This window comes from Allorhodopirellula solitaria (genome assembly GCF_007859855.1).
GTDB classification, from domain to species: Bacteria; Planctomycetota; Planctomycetia; order Pirellulales; family Pirellulaceae; genus Rhodopirellula; species Rhodopirellula solitaria.
The window spans coordinates 40,888-59,260 of the sequence record NZ_SJPK01000014.1; the positions used below are offsets into that span (position 1 = coordinate 40,888).

At 56.9% G+C, this 18,373-nt stretch carries 4 protein-coding genes; 1 reads left to right on the top strand and 3 read right to left on the bottom strand.

The features are described 5' to 3' along the window. Positions 1-80 precede the first annotated feature (80 nt). A complete protein-coding gene (trmB, locus tag CA85_RS20175; RefSeq protein WP_146393163.1) occupies positions 81-806 on the top strand; it encodes a tRNA (guanine(46)-N(7))-methyltransferase TrmB in 726 nt (241 codons plus the stop codon). 263 nt (positions 807-1,069) lie between these two features. On the opposite strand, the gene CA85_RS20180 is transcribed toward trmB, so the two are convergent. The 3 genes from CA85_RS20180 to CA85_RS20190 all read right to left on the bottom strand — a co-directional run bounded on the left by CA85_RS20180 (position 1,070) and on the right by CA85_RS20190 (position 18,164). Further along, positions 1,070-2,125 carry an AI-2E family transporter gene (locus CA85_RS20180; RefSeq protein WP_246113012.1) on the bottom strand — a complete coding sequence of 352 codons (1,056 nt, stop codon included), beginning with the start codon at positions 2,123-2,125 and terminating at the stop codon, positions 1,070-1,072. A gap of 140 nt (positions 2,126-2,265) precedes the next feature. Further along, positions 2,266-3,276 (bottom strand): hypothetical protein, encoded by a 1,011-nt coding sequence (locus tag CA85_RS20185; RefSeq protein ID WP_186775083.1) that lies wholly within the window; start codon positions 3,274-3,276, stop codon positions 2,266-2,268. 1,130 nt (positions 3,277-4,406) lie between these two features. Continuing rightward, on the bottom strand, positions 4,407-18,164 hold the full coding sequence (locus CA85_RS20190; RefSeq protein WP_186775084.1) for an FG-GAP-like repeat-containing protein: 13,758 nt from the start codon (positions 18,162-18,164) through the stop codon (positions 4,407-4,409). Positions 18,165-18,373: the final 209 nt, after the last annotated feature.

Genomic DNA, 18,373 nt, shown 5'->3' on the forward strand with positions numbered 1-18,373 from the left:
GGCAGGCAGGCAGACTCTTGCTCGGTACGATAGAAGGCTGGTTTCTGTTTCCTGTATCCATATTCAACGCTCGAACTCCCATGCCTCGCGCAGCCCTGAGAAAACCGAACCCCGATCTCGACCTGTCAAAATGGCTGAAAAAGCCGGAGGACTTGCCGCAGGAATTGTCCAGCCAAACGCTCTTTGGGAACGATCAACCTCTCGAGATCGAAGTAGGCAGCGGCAAGGGGTTATTCATTCAAACCGAGTCGCAGCGCCGGCCGGAGCACAACTTTTTTGGGATCGAGATCGCAGGCAAATACGCGGCCCACGCGGCAGCTCGCTTAGCACGACGGGATCGAGCCAACGCCATGATGCTCGCCGGCGACGCCGAGCCGCTCTTTGCCAGCCGCCCGCGTAGCTATGCTCAATCGCCAAGTGATGCAGGCGATCCTGCCAGTTCCGACGGGCGGGTGGTGCCTCGAATCGCAAGCGGCTCGCTCGAGGCCGTGCACGTCTATTTCCCCGACCCCTGGTGGAAAAAACGGCATCGCAAACGCCGAGTGCTCAGTGATGCCAACATCCGCGAGTTCAGCCGCACGCTCCGCACCGGGGGCCAGCTGCATTTCTGGACCGATGTGCTCGACTACTTTGAGCTCACCGTGGAACTGATCGCTGAGATCGCCCCCGAATTCGGTGTGCCCCTGCCAGAAGTGCAACGGGAATCGACTCATGACCTCGATTACCACACGCACTTTGAGCGACGGAGCCGGAAGTTTGGTATTCCGGTGTACCGAGTGTGTTACCGCAAACGCGACCGCTCGTAGAACAACACTCCATTTGCCTTTCGGCGTTAGCCGAATACCGCTTACTTCAGATGCCAAGCGATCTTGTTGACTCGACACGCGAGCGCGACGACGAACCCAGCGTCCCAAGAACTCGCCGCCTCCTGTCCACTACTAATTCGACGCTTGCTCGTCATGCGGCACGGCAAAACGCAGGAACGGCTAGCAAGAATGCTTCACAGCATTGGCAAACGCGGCCAAACGAGGTGGCATCCGGCCAATCGACTGAACAATGTTTTGCCTGCTTAATCGCTCGTCAGCTCGCCTGGATCGGGATCGCCTAGGTAGTCTTTGACGTAGAGCATCTGCACGATCACCATCACGGAGACCACCAGGGGCGCGGCCATCATGACTCCGAGGACGCCCACGAGCACGCCCATCGCGAGCTGCGCTGCGATGGTCAGGATCGGTGGCAGCGTGACCTCCCGTCGTTGGATCAGGGGGGTAATTAGGTAACTCTCAATGCCTTGTAGAATAACGTTGAAGATCGCCACATAGAGCGCTGTTTGTGGGCTCACGTTCCAGGCGAGCAAGATCTGTGGAATCGCCGCGAGCAGCGGCCCAAAATTAGGCAGAAACGTCAGCAAAGCTGCCAAGACGCCCAGTGTGAATGGCAGAGGTATATCAAGAAAGTAAAGTCCGATCGTTGTCAGCACACCGACGATCGACATCGACATCAGTCGACCGATGATCCAGTGCATGAGGGCTCGGTCGAGTTGGTTAAGGACTTCTCCAGCGCGATCGCGTGATCGCAGTGGCACGAGCTTCATCATCCCAGTCCGGTACAGTTGTGGCTCGTAGGCCGCGTAAAAACCAACGAACATCATCACGAACACGCCCGTGACTACAGCCCCGAGTGATTGCATCCCGCTGAGCACGCCCTGCCAGGCGGATGTCGCATGCTGAAACAAGGTGGATTGAAGATCAAATGATTCCGGGACGACTTTCTCCGCCAGCCCCGATTCGCTCGCGCGGTCCTGCGCATTCTCAATCGCACTCTGCAACTCAGACGCAAACTCATCTGCCCTTTCGGTTACAAGGGAGCCGAGGTAATAGATTCCCAGGCAAGTCAACAGCAAGAACGACACCACGGTGATCAGATAACTCGTTCGATAGGCCAGCGGAGATCGCTCCGTCAACCAGTTCGCAATGCCATGCAGGAACAGCCCAAAAAGCAACCCAGCAAAGATCAACAGCATCACATTTGCCGCTGGAATCAGCAGTCCCGCGACGGCCAGTATCAAGCCGAGAAGCAGGATTCCGAGTAGGAACAGTTGGAAATGATGAAGACGATGCGGCACGTGTGATTCAGTCAAAAGATGAAATAAAGTTCAATCGAGCAGGCTGTGCACGCGAGTGTTCGAAAACGCGCTATGGCCTGGAGGAAGCAGCGTTGGCAGCATTTTTCATGCCAGCTACGAGGCTGGCGTCGGTCCGCAAGCTACCGCGGCGGTTGAGGAGCGGCTTCGGGACGGTCCCCCCTGCCAATCGGCTCGACTCCAAACCACAACCGCTGAGCGTTGCGGAACGGGATACGAAGCTCAAAGTTTTCGAAGCACGCACCACCGGGGATGGGGGCGTCTGTTGCCCAGTAGGTCTGTCGTGCATTGACTGCGACCTCGGGCTGGACTCCAGCCTCCGTGCGCCAGAAATGCCTCGCCGCTTGGCCCTCGTAGCGCCAGTTCGCTGGCACCGCGGAAGAGTAATCCGCGTCTTCAGGATGGGCCAGGTCACTGGTTAGGCTGACGCGGTAGCCACCGCCGCCGGTCTGCTCTAGCTCCTTCGCTGGCCAGACACGCCAGGGCAAGAAATCCAATCGATCGAGTGGCTCGTCGGCCCAGAGTTCTGCTGCCTGCTCGACCTGGTGATCGGCGAGGTGCAGCTCACGCAGCAAACCGTAATTCCCCATCGTCGCCGAGAGAACACAGCTTGTCATCGTGGCGCTATCGGCAGCAGTAAAGATCACGATCTGGACTGCATGCGGTTGATCGCAGTGAAAGACAAGCTTCAAAATGGGGTGAGCGACATTTCGAAACGGCTCTGTATGCACGAACAAAGCCAGCGTCTCGGTGTCGGGATCGTGGACTCCCGTCGGAAGCATGGCTGCAGGCTCCCCGCTGCTCTCCGAGTTCGATGGAACGAACGTCAATCCACCCTGCCCCGGATGCAATCGGCTTTGCTCCAGTTCCGACTGCCCACGACCTGGCTGGCCGACCACGGAGGGCTCCACCGATAGAAAATTCACCATCCGCGGATACGCCTGACCGAGATACGGTGTGTAAATGCGAATCAATCCGTGCGGCCCGGGCGCCGGGGCCAATCCGATCCGCAGCCCGTCGCGATGCCCCCAGACGGGACGGTCGACCGGGACACCGTTACCGGGCCAGACAAAATCGTCGCTCCCAAACGCGGCTGGATTCGCCAATATCACCAGCAGAAAGCACCGGGCCATCGAGAGCATTAAGTTTCTCACCAAAGGTTGTACGTCGATTTGTGTTAGCCGGAATGTTTCGCGAATACGAGCCCTCACAGGCACCCCCAGGCGCGTCCATGGCCCCCGATTTTAGCACGAATCCCGACCGCGCGATTGCGAATCATGTTGCACGACGCCACACCTCGAAGAGCCGTGAACAACAAGTAGGGCCGGTTCCCACCGGCCACACCCTCCGCCCCCGCACCAAAAAAACCGTTGGCCGACGATTGACGCCCCTGCTGAACAAATCGACCATCCGACGCATGTGGCCGGTAGGAACCGGCCCTACGTGACCTAGCAGGAATCCTGACCGCGCGATCACGGAGCATGCTGCACGACGCCACACCTCGAAAAGCCGTGAACAATAAGTAGGGCCGGTTCCCACCGGCCACACCCTCCGCCCCCGCACCAAACAAACCGTCGGCCGACGATTGACGTCCCTGCTCTATGAATCGACCATCCGACGCATGTGGCCGGTAGGAACCGGCCCTACGTGACCTAGCAGGAATCCTGACCGCGCGATCGCGGAGCATGTTACACGACGCCACATCCCGAAAAGCCGTGAACATACAGTAGGGCCGGTTCCCACCGGCCGCACCCTCCGCCCCCGTACCAAACGAACCGTCGGCCGCCGATTGACGTCCCTGCTGAACACATCGACCATCCGACGCATGTGGCCGGTAGGAACCGGCCCTACGTGACCTAGCAGGAATCCTGACCGCGCGATCACGGAGTATGCTGCACGACGCCACACCTCGAAAAGCCGTGAACAAAAAGTAGGGCCGGTTCCCACCGGCCACACCCTCCGCCCCTGCACCAAACAAACCGTTGGCCGACGATTGAAGTCTCCGCTGAACACATCGACCATCCGACGCATGTGGCCGGTAAGAACCGGCCCTACGTGACTTAGCATGAATTCCGACCGCACGATCGCAGAGCATGCTGCACGACGCCACACCTCGAAAAGCTGTGAACATACAGTAGGGCCGGTTCCCACCGGCCACACCCTCCGCACCCGCACCAAACAAACCGTTGGCCGACGATTGACGTCCCTGCTGAACACATCGACCATCCGACGCATGTGGCCGGTAGGAACCGGCCCTACGTGACTACAATCCCCACCGCTTCACAAATGCTTTCCATGAATTGTATTCCACTTGTTCGAGTCCAACGCTGGGCAGGGGGATCGTGATGGCGCCCACGAAGGTCAACGACACACCGACGCTGTTTCCGATCGATTTTCCATCTGCAGAACCATTGCCGAATCCCATCCAAAGTTTAGAGTAAGGAGTCAAGCCCGGCCCAGCCGAAACGTTGACGTCAGCTAAGATCGCGTAGAATGGCGCCAGCGCCGCAGAACCAAGATCCTTGACCCACTGTGCACCAGGTACATCGACACTGATCGACCCTACTCCAAGTCCAACTTCGAACGGGGAGTAGCCAGCCCCTAAACCCGAGTAAGTGCCAATGTGAGCCAGAGCTGCTCCATAAGATTGCTGGTCTTCGCCGGTGCGTGTGTACGGAGACGAAGCCACAAGTGACGCACCGAAGTACACTCCTCCTGTCGCACCAATCGTGACAGAGTCAACGCCAGTTTTGGGGCCCCACGTCGCGCCGAAAGACAAGGATCCTGTCAGTCCCTGCCAGTTGACGGGATCGCCTCCGATCGCGTGTGCATGAATCTGCTGCAAACCGGCCAGTCCGATCATCGCCAGGGTGGAAACGATCGTTGTTTTGACCGTTTGTTCGGCGAGTGATGTTTGGCCGGTAGGATCGGTGAAACGTAGTGGATTGGAGTGGGAATAGACGTAGTCGTGACGTGACATGGGATCCAAGGACGAACCTTCCAACGGATCGATGCTCAAGAAACGCCCCGTTGATGAGTCGTAATCACGCGCTCGCAAATAAACCAAGTTGGTAACTGGATCGACAAATTCGCCAGCGAAGTGGACCGGCTGATCCACCGTCCGAGACGTTTGCGGATTTCCAAACGCGTCGTATCGGTACGCTTCGACCAGACCACCGTCGGGTCCGGTGATCATCGTCGTGCTATCAACCAAATCCTGGTGATAGAATCGAAGCTCAGACCCTTCACGATAGGCAACAGGGGCATCGCCATGAGCGTATTCGCGACGGCTCTCCCCCGCTGGGCTGTACTCCGCGATGATCTGCGGAATGCCTCCGACGACTTGCCACAGCATTCGCTGCTGATCGACCACCTGGCCAACTCCATCAGTCACGATACGTTCGGTTCGCAACCCATCTCCGCTGTATTGATAGCGAACCTGTTGTTGTTCGTTTCCATCGGAAAGCGTCACTTCCTGCAGGCGTCCACCCAAATCCCAATCGAACGTCGTTGACGCACCGGTTGCCTGTGATTGTTGCAGCAGTTGTCCATTGGCATCATACGAGTACGTGGTGATTTGGCTGCCCGCCAGCGATGTCGTCTCGGCAAGCAATCGATTGTTTTGGTCATACGAATAGCTGACCACCGAGTTGCCGGTTCGCTTTTCAATACGGTTTCCTGCCGCATCGTAGCGATAGGAGGTTACTTGAGTCTGACCGCCATCGATCGAAACGTGTTCTCGGGTCAGTCGATTCAGGCGGTCGTATTCGAACGAAGATTCGGTGGTTGTTCCAGACTGGGAGACGGTCTTGGAAAGAGTGTTTCCATCGGCATCATAGGCGTACTGGATAGCTAGCAGTTCCGAGCCGTCCGCGAGTGACGTCTGGGCTAACAATCGACCGACGGAGTCGTACGTTCGGTTCTCAATGATGCCGTTGTGGTAAGCGAGTTGAGTGATTCGCCCCAACGCATCATAGGAATAATCGATGAGCGTTTGGTCGCCGTCGACCACCGCGATTAACCGGTTCAGAGCATCGTATTGGTACGAGGTTGTCTGGAAAGCGGATGTCGTGGTGATCAAGTTACCGTTTTGATCGTAATCGTAAGCGACTGATTGCGAGTCGGCTTCCGTACGCTCAGTCAACAGACCACGCTCGTCATAGGTCCAGGTGGTTGTTCTTTCGTTTTGCTCGGAATCCTGGTCGATCACCCGAGTCATTCGCCCGAAGGAATCGTATTCGAAGCGAGTGTTTGATCCATCCGCGTAGGTCGTCATGATTCGTCTGCCGAGGGCATCGTAGTCATGGGTGGCCAGATTGTCCGCCAAGTCCGTCTGAGCAATCAGCAGCGAACTGGCGTCGTAGGTGAACTGTTGACGGTTGCCATCCGGGTAGATAGTCGCGACGCGTTGGGACAGCGCGTCATACTGGTGCTCAATTCGGTTCCCCAGAGCATCCTCTTCAATGACCAAGTTTCCGAACTCGTCGTATTCAAACTGGGTGACTCCGCCGTCGGCATCCACCACGGCAACGACCTGACCGACGGGGTTCAATTCAAATCGCGTCTCGTATCCGTTGGCGTCTGTTCGGGAAATCAGTTGGCCTTCGCTGTTATAGACATTTTGAACTTGCGTGCCATCGGCAAAAAGAGTCCTTGTCGGTTGGCTGGATATGTCGAACTCAAATTTCGTTTCGTTCCCCAGTGCATCCGCAATGACAGAAACATTTCCCAAGGAATCGTATTGGTAGCGAGTCTCGCCTCCCAGTGCGTCACGGACTAGAGTGCGTCGCCCCAGAACATCAAATTCGAATTCGGTCCGGTTGCCGTTAGGGTCGATCGAGGCAACTTGATTGCCAAGGGCGTCATACTCGTACCGCGTGGTCGGGTTGTCGGTATAGTCGTTGGGCGTGTCGTCTGGAGCGATCGTGGCAACCAGGTTGTTCACGGCATCGTACTGGTAGAGCGTTTCGGCACCATTCTGATCGACGGTTTTCACCACATTGTTGTTGGCATCGTATTCTTGACGCGTCGTCGATTGATCTGCGAATGTAAACGTCTCGGGAACGGGACGATCATGGTCGCTGATCTCGATTGTTCGGCCACTCTGGTTGGTCACGCTTTGGATGTTTCCGTTGGCATCGAGCGTTTGCGTGAAAGTTGATCCCAAGGCGTCTACCGAGCCGGTTACGCGGCCGTTGCGATCTCGAACGTCGGTGTGTACCAGAGTGACCGATTGTCCGTCGATCACCTGTTCGACGTGGCTTTCAACCCGCAGCCCATTGGCATCGTATTGAAAGATTCGCGTCAAACCATTGAGGTCCGTTTCACTGATTTGATTGCCCCGATCATCGAACGCATGATGGGTCTGATCTCCACGGGCGTTGGTCGTCAGAACGATGTTGCCATCGTCATCGACTTGCTGGGCGAGGACTTGGCCTTGTCCATCGGACGCACTGATCAGATTGCCACGATCGTCGTAGGTCGCGGTGACGGTCTGGCCGGTCGGCCCGGTCGATTGCAACTGGTTGCCCAATGAGTCATAGGTGTACGAGATGATTTGCCCCGTAGCATCACGTACCCGGGTTACATTGCCCGCTGAGTCATAGGTGTACTCGCTGCGGTTCCCCAACGCGTCGATTTCCGCAATGCGATTGCCGGTGGAATCGTATTCGTACTCCGTGCGGTGACCGAGTGCATTGGTTAGCGAGGTAACCGAGCCAAAGTTGTTGTACTCCAGGAACTCTGGGTTGCCGTTTCCATCGACAATGCGTTCTTGAGAGTTTTCGAGGTCGTGGACCAAACTGATTTGGATTCCGTTAACATTGACGAGACTCGTCAAACGACCGTCATCACCGTAGATGGCCTTGGCGCCCACGCGTCCAAGAGGATCCACGACTTCGTCGAGATAGTGCTCACGAGAGTTTTCGCTCAATATTTGCAGATAGCGATAGGTCGTCTGATTGCCTTCCCGATCGATCGATTGGGAAAGCTCTCCAGCTGAGTTGTACTCGTAGCGGGATTGATTTCCATCCAGATCGTTTATCGCGACCACTCTCTCTTGAGAGTCACGATGGATATCGATCTGAACACCTGCTTGACCAAGGATCCCTGTTTCAGTGAACCGGACTTGATTTCCGTTGCGATCTGTAGCCGATTGCAGCTTTCCACTGGAACCGTCGATCCGGTAAGCGATTCCATCCTGCGTCGTCAGCACATACGCTCCCCCAAAGTCAGGACTCACTGGGTTGTACGGGATGCCGCCGGGGGCGTGGAGTTCGCCTTGCTCGTTGACGAGGAGGTATTGGCTGACGCCGGTGGAGAGTTGTGATGTCACGCCCGGATCAGGTGTGAACCTTGGGCGAGCGAGAACCAGATTGTTGTCGCCGAATCCCGGTAAGACGCGGATCTCGGGGTTGAAGGTGAAGCCCTGGCGGCCTTCCCCCGGGACGTTCAGGTAAACCTTCACTCCAGGACGCAGCGCACTGTAGATGCCGATGTCTTCGAGACCGGATTCCGGCAAACCAACTCGTAGGTCGGTGTCGCGGTACTCGAGCCTCCAACCGTAACCGAAGTCGCCTTCTCGGTCGGCTTGCAGGGTGTCGTAGATCCGCGTGATCTCGATGGGGATGCCCGCGACAGGGATCACCATGTCGGTGAACGACAACTGGAAGTTGCCTAGTTTCAGTTCTCCCGCTAGGCCAACGCTGTGCTCAGCAATGTTGACCGCACCTGTCGTGGCGGCGACTTCGAGGCGGATGATGTACTGATCGTTCAGCAGCAGACTGGTGTCCCACACACCCAGTTCGCCATCGGTGACGGCGGTGTTACTGGAAGCAAATTCGGTGAATGTCAATTCATCGAATCGACGGTACAGTAGTTTGTAGGCTGCGAAATCTTCGTCGGCGGCGGTTCCTACGATCGAGACCATGCCGGTGACGGCGGAGTCTTGAGTGGGCGTGGTGATCTCGGCAGTCGGCAGGTCTTCGTTGGTGCCGCCAACCTCGCCGCTGAAGTTATAGCCGAACGAAATCGTCTTGGTCGTCACGTTGCCGCTCAAGTCGGTCGCCGTGGCGGTCGCGTTGATCGTCTCGTAGGTCCAGTCTTCAAACGTGAACGTGGCAATACCAGCGGCGCTAAGTGGGATGTCATGGCCGTTGGCTGACAATGTCAACGAGGCCACCGCAACGTCGTCGACCGCGCGAGCGTAGACTGTAAACGGCCCCTCCCAGTACCGGACGTTCTGGTTCGCGGCGATTGGGCGTTCGGACAGACTGATGCGTGGTGCAACGGTGTCCTCGACCACCGCCAATGTGAATGACTGGGTCGACTCGCCACCGCGTACATCAACGACTCGAACGCTGAAGTCGTGCGAGCCGATCAGCGCTACCGAAGTCGCCCAGCGGATGCGACCAAAGACATCAATTGCTGCGCCCTCGGGTGCTTCGGTCAGCTCGTATCGCAAGACATCCACGTCCGCATCGCTGGCGAGAACATCGTAGCTGAACACATTGCGAGCCGTGACTTCGATCGGTGCGGTGCTGTTGATGACCGGTGCTTGATTCGCCGCGATCACATCGAACTGGAACGATTCGATCGCACTGGCACCACCGGCATCGGTCGCGACCAGGGTGATCACGGTTTGACCGATGTCGCTGACCTCCGGTGTCCACGTCGCTACCCCGGTCGCGGCATCAATTGTCAGCCCGGCGGGCCCCTGCCCGACCGAATAGGTCAGCGGAGCGTCTTCGGGATCGGTTGCGTCGATTGCGTACGAATAGATTTCACCGACCGCGCCAAAGCGAGGTGAAGAACTGTTGATCGTAGGCGGCAAGTTGGGCACCCCGTCGCTGACCAGAACAACGAAGGCTTGCGTCGACGCGCCGCCGATGCCGTCACTGACTTGAATCACCACATCTTGTTCGCCCGTTTGATCGGCGGCAGGTGTCCAGGAAACCTCGCCGGTCGTTTCAACGATCGTCATGCCCGCCGGGGCCGCCAACAACGAATACGTCAGCGGGTCGTTTTCCCGGTCAATGGCATCAACCGAGTGCAAGAACGCAGCGCCAACACTGGCTTCCGTCGGAGGAACGCTGACAATTCGTGGCGGGCCGCCAAACCGGCTCACTTTCAACTGGAAGGCCTGTTCGTCTGTGGCTCCCGATGGATCACTGACTTGGATCAGAACATTCGACTCGCCCAGTTGATCGGCGGACGGCGTCCAGCGAATGGTCCCAAGAGACGGATGAACGCTCATCCCAACGGGAGCTTCCAACAGTGTGAAGGCAAAAATGTCGCGGTCCGCATCGGCGACCAACACGTCATACTCGAAGGTTTGCCCGAGTGAGACCGAAGTAACGGGAGTGGATTCGATGACTGGAACCGCGTTGACCGCAAAGCCCACCACTTCGATGTCCAGCGAAACGGTCTCCGTGGCATCGTCGGCTGTGGTGGCCGTCAGCTCAACAATCTGATCGCCGAGTTGACTTGCTGTGGGCGTCCAATGGATGGTGCCATCGGCGTCGATCGATAAACCCGTTGGCCCTGATGCGATTGACCACGTGACAGGGCGTCCAATTTGATCAACGGCTGAGATACGACTGAGGTAACCCGTTGCCACCGTCGCGGTCAATCGCGGAAGCGTCATATTGAGAGGCAGAATAGTGGGCGTCGTGTCGAGTACATCGACGGTCCACGTCGCCGTGGTGGTGGATCCGGAGCCGTCGCTGACTTCGACGGTGAAGTCCTTTTGGCCGACAGCGCTAGCCGCGGGTGTCCAATCGAGTCGCCCCGAATCGGTGTCGATGGTTGCCCCGGCGGGCGACTGCGTCAGTGCGTAAGTTAACTCCGTGGTTTCGGCGTCTTGAGCGATGATGTCATGAGCATAGGCGAAGCCGGCGTAGGCCTCGGTTGGCGCAGGGAACTGAGAGGCATCACCCAGCGGCTGATTGAGGATGACCGGCGGCGTATTGGGCGCGGTCACATTAAGATAAAAATCATGAAGCGAAATCGACCCGGATGCGTTTGTCGCACGGAGGATAACGAGGTGCTCGCCGACTTGGTTGATCGATGGCCGCCATGCGACCAGGCCTCTGCTCGGATCGACGGTCATGCCGTCGGGAGCAAGCGACAAATCGTAGGTGATCGCTTCGTCAGTAACTCCAGTCGCAACCGATGCGTAGCGGAACGTCTGCCGCGCCTCGATGTTCGTCGCTGGCATCGTGACGAAGTGGACACCGCCGGTCACCGACGTATTGGTCGGCTGGAGCACGAAATCGTTGTCGGCCAGGACTTCGTCGACGGCCAGCGTGACCGACAAACCATCGCGTCCAGCAGTATCGGTCCAACCCGCTGGCACATCAGGCCGAATCGTATAGGTGCCTGCATCAAGACCCGTCAACGCATAGTTTCCATTTTGGTCCGACATCGCCATCGGTTCGTGCTCATCTCGCGTGCCGTCTCCATCGATGTCTGCGTAGGCTTTCCAATACGCGATTGCCTCACCCGACTCGGTTTCCAATCGGCCACGGAGATGGCTGAGTGAAAGTCGCTCGATCGCCGAGTCAAACGTCGCTTCGGTGCTGGCGGTGACCGCAACGTTTGTGGCTGCCGTGGGGACGTCATATCCAGCCACCGGAGAAACTCGCACGGGGTATTCGCCCGGCAACAAACCATCAAACCAGTAATTGCCCTCGACATCGGTCAGCGTCTGAGGTTCGCTCGGATCGGGGTAGGCATTGCCGTTGGTGTCGATGAACAGTTGCCAGCCTGCGAGCGATGGTTCGGCGGGAACACCACTTTCGCTACCGTCGTCTTGATCGCCGTCACCGTTGAGATCTTCGAACAGATGACCCGCAATGCTTCCGCGTAATTCCGGCAGAACCTGAACATCGAACGTTTGCGTGTCGAAGCCTCCACGGCCGTCTTCCACCACGACGGTGAATGGATACGTATCGACGTCGGTCAGCCCTGGGCCGCGATAGGGAGCCATGAAATCCACTGCAATGGCTGTTGGAAAGTAACGCCCCTGATGCCCGTTGTCGGAAAAGTCTCGAATCGAAATGGTATCCAAGTCTTCAAATCGGTAGTCCAACAGCAAATTTGGATTTCCATCATAGTGCTGAGTCAGACCTTCCTGAATTTCTGCGGCGGAGCGAGCGACGTTCCAAACCCGGACATTCTCGACTCGCGAGCGAGTGCTCGCTCCGCCAATTTGTAAGGATCGCTCTTCGCCGTATTCCAAAGAACTCGGCAGCTCAACCGAACCAATCGCATTACCATCGACAAACAGAGTCGCCAGTTTGGTGGTGTCATCCACCGTCATGGCGATGTGATACCAGCGATCTACTTCGGGAATGAAATCGAATCGCGTCCTGATGGTGCCGCTGTCTTCAAAACGCGTCAACAACTGCAGCTCTCGATTGCCAAAGACTTGGACTAGAAAGGTGTAGTGCCCTGAATCAGAGAGATGTTCAAACAAAGCGGTGGCACCGTTTGAAGCAGTGAGTGCCGTCAGACTGTACCAACCCTCGACCGTGATGCTGGCTGGTCGCGGCGCCTCGGCAACCGGAGCCTCGATTCGGCCCGAAGTGGAACTGGACTCATAGGGTTTCAGCGAGACCGCCGCAGTACGGCCATCCCACGTCAACTCGCCGGAGACCGGATCGATGACCGCGCCTTCAGGACCATCGATCAGCCGATAACGCAAGGTATCGTTGTCGTCGTCGAGTGCGGTGACAGCGTGGGTGAGCGAGTCGCCAGCACCGATTTGTGTGGGTGGATCAGTAGCAATCAGGGGTGGGCTGTTGTCGCGAGCTGGTTGAACGTCGATCTTGAAGGACTGCGTCGCGACGCCGCCACGCCCATCGTCGGCGGATACTGTGACGTCGTGCTGTCCGACTTGATCTGGCGAAGCGGCCCAGAACACTTCGCCCGTTTGCGAATTGACAAACATCCCGCCGGGACCGTCAACGATTTCGTAAGTCAGCGGATCGTCGTCCGGATCGATGGCATCGGAGTCGTAGCGGTAGACTTCGTTGGGATCCAACCGGTTGTAAATCACACTGACCGTGTCGTCACCGGTGTTGCTAACCACCAAGTCCACGCGTCCATCTTCATCCGCGTCGGCCAACTCGATTGCACCAGGACGGTCGCCGACACGTATGTTCTGAACCTTGGCAAACTGATTTTGCCCACGACCATAGAAGACGCTCACCACGCCTTGATCGGGAATCGTAGCGATCAGATCTGGATTGCCGTCCTCGTTCAGATCCGTGACCGCAACATCGGCGGCTCCAGTGTTGGTATCCCCGTCACCGGTCGAAACATAAACCGGAGCAGCAAAATCCCCCGCCCCGTCACCGGCCAAGATCATGATTCGATTGGTCAGGGGAAGCGTAACGACTGCGTCGAGTCGTCCGTCGCCCGTCGCGTCAACGACCGAGATTTGACCAGGCTGATCGCCTAGCGGAACGGCGACTGGATCGGACAGGTCGCCGGTCGTCGTACCCGCGAGCACCCAGATCGAGTGGAGTGCTTCATCGATGACCAGCAAGTCAACGTTGCCATCAGCATCGATGTCACCGGAACTGATTTCAATGGGCGACTGGCCGACCGCGATTTCCGTCGAAGTGTAGCCATCCTCAAGACTGCCGGCAAAGACTGATATCGATCGTCCGGTGCGGTTGACGGTGATCAACTCTTGCTGTTCATCGTCATCCAGGTCAGCAACATGAATCGCAACCGGCCCGCGACCGGTGAACAGATCCTCTTGCCGCGTCAAGCCGCCCAGGTTGTCGCCAACGAACAGTTTGACGCGATCGTTTTGTTGATTGACCGCCAAGACCTCTTCATTGCCATCGCCGTCCAGGTCGACGGTGGTCAAGTCGACCAAGGTATCACGGTTGCCAAAGAAGATCCCCAGGCTCGCAGGATTGTTCCCGTTCATGAAAAGCATGTCGCTGTGCCCATCGTTATCAAGATCGCCAAACGCCATTTCTCCACCCGAGAAATTGTTGCGGAACTCCGACAGTTCGCCAAATGTGCCGTCCCCGTTTCCCGGTCGGAAGTACAGGATGAATCCACGAGGATCGTGATAGATAAGATCCAGATGGCCGTCATCGTCGAAATCCTTCAAGTGGGCATATTCAAGCCCTCGTTCGGTACCATGCATCGGATAGATCACAGGCATTCCAAATGTCAGGTCGCCGTTGCCCAACTGCACTCGCGCATCGTTTGAAGTGATCTGCACCAAATCGAGATGACCGTCTTCGTTGAGATCACCGGTCTGGTAGATATACGGTCTTATGGTTCGCCCGACAGCGGTTTGGTCCGGGTAGTCGAACTGCTCGTTGACAACCGCAAAGGTGCCATCACCGTTACCCCGCCACGCTTGCAGTTTGACCGTCGACTCCTCCGATGTTTGTTCGTTGATGACCAAATCGACGATGCCGTCCTCATCAAAATCGGCGACCGCCACCGTACTTCCAAAACCAAAAGCATTCTCTCCTCTAGCTTCCACATCGATTCGCTGCGACAGAGTGAAGTTCCTGCCCGGGTTCGCTGGATCATTCAGAATCACATCGACCACATTGGGATTGGTGTTGCTGCGCTGAACGTAATCGAGAAAGCCGTCGTTGTTGACATCCGCAACGTCAAGATCGGACGGCCCGTAGAACAGGTCTGAAACCCCATTGAACCCGATCTCGAACGTGCCATCGCCGATGCCCAGCAGCACTAACTGACTGGACCCACCGCCACCTCCGGACCCATTGAACGAGAGCAGATCCAGGATCCCATCACCATTGAAATCTGCGGCTCGTGCCAAACCGCCCGCATTGGGAATTGAATAGGCGGGAATCGGAGCCTCGAAAGTCCCGTCACCATGTCCCAGGTACGTTTCCGCGTATGCAGGCAGGACGTAATCGAGAATTCCATCACCGTCGAAATCGTCGACCACCACTCCTTCGTTGGTGGTAAACGCAATGGTGTTGACCTTCACGCCCCCAAATTCGCCTGGTCTGATGCCCGGCAGAATGCCGACGCCGTTCAACTCAGTGCTACTTCGGTCGGTTGTGTAGTGGGCTAGATCGTTGACTCCGTCGCCGTTGTAGTCGCCGACCAGCGCACCACCAGCGTGACCCAACGGCGTCGTTGAGTACTGATGAACCTCCAGCGTCCCATCGCCGAGGTTTTCTAGAAAATGGATCGAATAGTTGTTATCAAGGTCGCTGCCGGTTGCCAACAACAGGTCCAAATCGCCATCGCCATCGACATCGACCGGCTGATCCGAGCCGACCGGATTCGCGGGGTTGCTATCAAGAGGAATGACTTGCCCGCTGTCTGTGAAGCTGGTCATGGTCGAATCACCCACGAACAAGATGCCATCGCCCGACCGCAAACCGACAAAGACATCCAGCAGCTGATCGCCACTGAAATCAGCGATGGAAACCGTTTGGGGAGAAGCGCCAGCGAGCTCGCCCACTTTGCTGAAATTCTGGTCCCCGTCATTGAACAGGATATTGGTGTGTAGTAACTCTCCCGCCACGATGTCCAGATCGCCGTCCCGATCCATGTCAGCGATATCGTAGGGTCGCTCCAATGTCGGAAAGAACGACTCGTCGAACTCGTAAAGACCGACGAAGCTCTCAAACGTTCCGTCGCCATTTCCCGCACGCCATCCGATTTGCGTGTTGTTTGAATCACGACCGACCACGTCCAGGTTGCCGTCTTGATCCAGATCCACCAACTTCAAATCGTGCAGCGGGATTTCGCCTTCGACTCTTGCGTTTTTGATGTCTTCTGACGCATCTGAGAATGTGCCGTCACCGTTGCCCAACAGAGTGAACAGCGACGTTTCGTACACATTCAATCCGACTGCTCGTTGACGAATCAGCGTGATGTCCGGCTCGTCATCGTTATCGAGGTCGCCGAGAACCAAATGTTTGTAGGTCGGATTGTTGGAATCTTCAAAGTTCACCAACTCGTTTGGCTGGCCGAAGTTCCCGTTGCCATCGCCCAACATTGCGACCACCTGATAATGATCCGTGCGACCCGGTGTGCTTCCGTCGCCGTAATACGTGATCGCCACCAGATCAAGAATCCCATCACCGTTTAGATCCGCTTGATCCAACCCGTGGACATCAAATCGGTCTCCGGAAGTTTGCTGCGGCGGCAAGTTCACATCGACCATGTAGCCACCGGCGATCACATCACCGGTCGGTTGTGGCTCACCGGTCGAAACGAACGTCACCTCATCAAAGCGATCGTTGTTTTCGCCCGCATGCACACCGATGGTCTGGTCCCCTGCGTTGGCCGTCACGATTCGCGGACCTTGGAAACCACTGACGACGCCCACTCCCGCCGGATCGCTGCCAGTGGCGATCGTTGTGACTTCAAAACCGCTTGACGCGATCGCATCGGTCACCGGATCGGTGACAAAGCTCGGCGGACGGTTCTGTAGCGAATCAAGCACTTCGATTGCAAAACGCTGTTCGACGAATAAACCATACGGATCGGTCGCGCGCAGCGTCACCGAATGCCTGCCGATGTCGTCGCTCATAGCATCCCAGTTGAGGTGCCCGCGGTCTGGATCGATCGTCAGCGATGAGGGACCTGAGACAATGCTGTATGACAGTGACTGGTCATCTTCGTCGATCGCTGTTGCCACGTAGCGATAAGTGCGCCCCGCTTCGATTTTGTCGCCCGGAGTGGTACTAAACTCGCTCGGGGCGGCATTCAGATCACCTAGGGTCGTCAATCGATACTCGAAACGCTGCTCACCCGGGTTGGTAAACCGAATCTCTCTCGGGCGTGTCGACGCACCTGCTTCGAGAGCACCGTCCATGTAACCCGTCAAATCAAAATAGGGTCGTCCATCGGGAAGCAACCCGTCGGGGGACATCACAAATGTCTCGACGTCTGAAAACCGGTCCAGCACGACGATCATTTGCCCCGTTACCGCTTGATTGCCGTGATTGGTCACGATCAAGTCGCTGATCACCTGAGATCGGTCGGACGTATAGGACGTGCGGCCGTACTCAGCCTGTATGCTCGAGGAAACATCTGCGAGATCCTCTAGTACGAGGGGCTGTCGATCGGCGACCGCATCGATTGGTTCTCCTTCATAGGCGAGCGGCGGAAGCTCGAGCCCAGTAACGGGCTCGATGCCGTGGACCACGATCGATGAATTATCGTCTCCATCATTATTCACGAGTCGGGCCGTCACGATCACCTCCGTGCCGGCAGCAAGGTGCGCCAAATTGATCACCACGTCATGCGCCGCTCCTGCCGATGACGAGCCGCTGTCGAGAACCGACGCAGCCCCTGAAACGCCTTCCGAATCTTCAGACCAATTCAAGGCTGCCGTGCGGCCGAACGCATAGGGTTGTGTGACACGATTTCCATCCAGGTCCGTCACGGTGACTTCGAATGAATCCTGCATCGAGCCGGTCGATGAGGTATCAAACTCAGGCGTATCGAAGTGCAGACGTACACCGGAGTTTTCTGCAGGAAGAACCACGAGGCTGGTCAGTTCCGTACGCAGCGACGTGCCTTCGGTTAACTTGACGTGGCATCCGTGTGCCTCATAACTCCCCTCAAACCCCAGAGCAACGTCGTTGGAGGTCGAGTCAAACTCGAATCCTGGATAGAAATCGCTGTCGTTGAGCGTGTTGATTACCAACAATGCATCCAACGCGGTGACATGCCCGTCACAATTGACGTCGTAATACGGGGGACGTTCCTCATCAGGCAAATCCGTCACCAATTCCGAGGTGTCTGAGTCACTATAGACTCGACTATTCAGCTCATTGATCACCATTAACGCATCGAGCGCAGTGACACCAACGTCGGCATTGACGTTGGGTGAATGCAGCACGTTGTGCCAGATCACTGCCGCCAACATGCGGCGACTCTCAAGAGCCTCGTAGCGGCAAACACGATTCTTCCGCCGCTGACGCTTCGAACCCCTGCGAGCGTCCTTTTTAAATGGGCGGAAATGACTAAAACGATTTCGGTTCGTCATCGGATATATCATTGTGAATAACGAGTCACGACCCTAAGGAAGGTCAACCTCCGGCCGTTTGAGAATCCCACTTCGCCTCAGAAGTATACCGGAACTATCCTATGGAGGGGCAATCCTTCACCTGAAATTCTTGCTACCTTTCAGAAGCACACATGGATGTGCACATACATCCATCTCATGTGGCCGGTGGGAACCGGCCCTACTTGAAC

Coding starts and splice junctions, on each gene's coding strand:
- CA85_RS20190 (WP_186775084.1), bottom strand. CDS start 18,164: ATGACGAACCGAAATCGTTTTAGTCATTTCCGCCCATTTAAAAAGGAC.
- trmB (WP_146393163.1), top strand. CDS start 81: ATGCCTCGCGCAGCCCTGAGAAAACCGAACCCCGATCTCGACCTGTCA.
- CA85_RS20185 (WP_186775083.1), bottom strand. CDS start 3,276: ATGGCCCGGTGCTTTCTGCTGGTGATATTGGCGAATCCAGCCGCGTTT.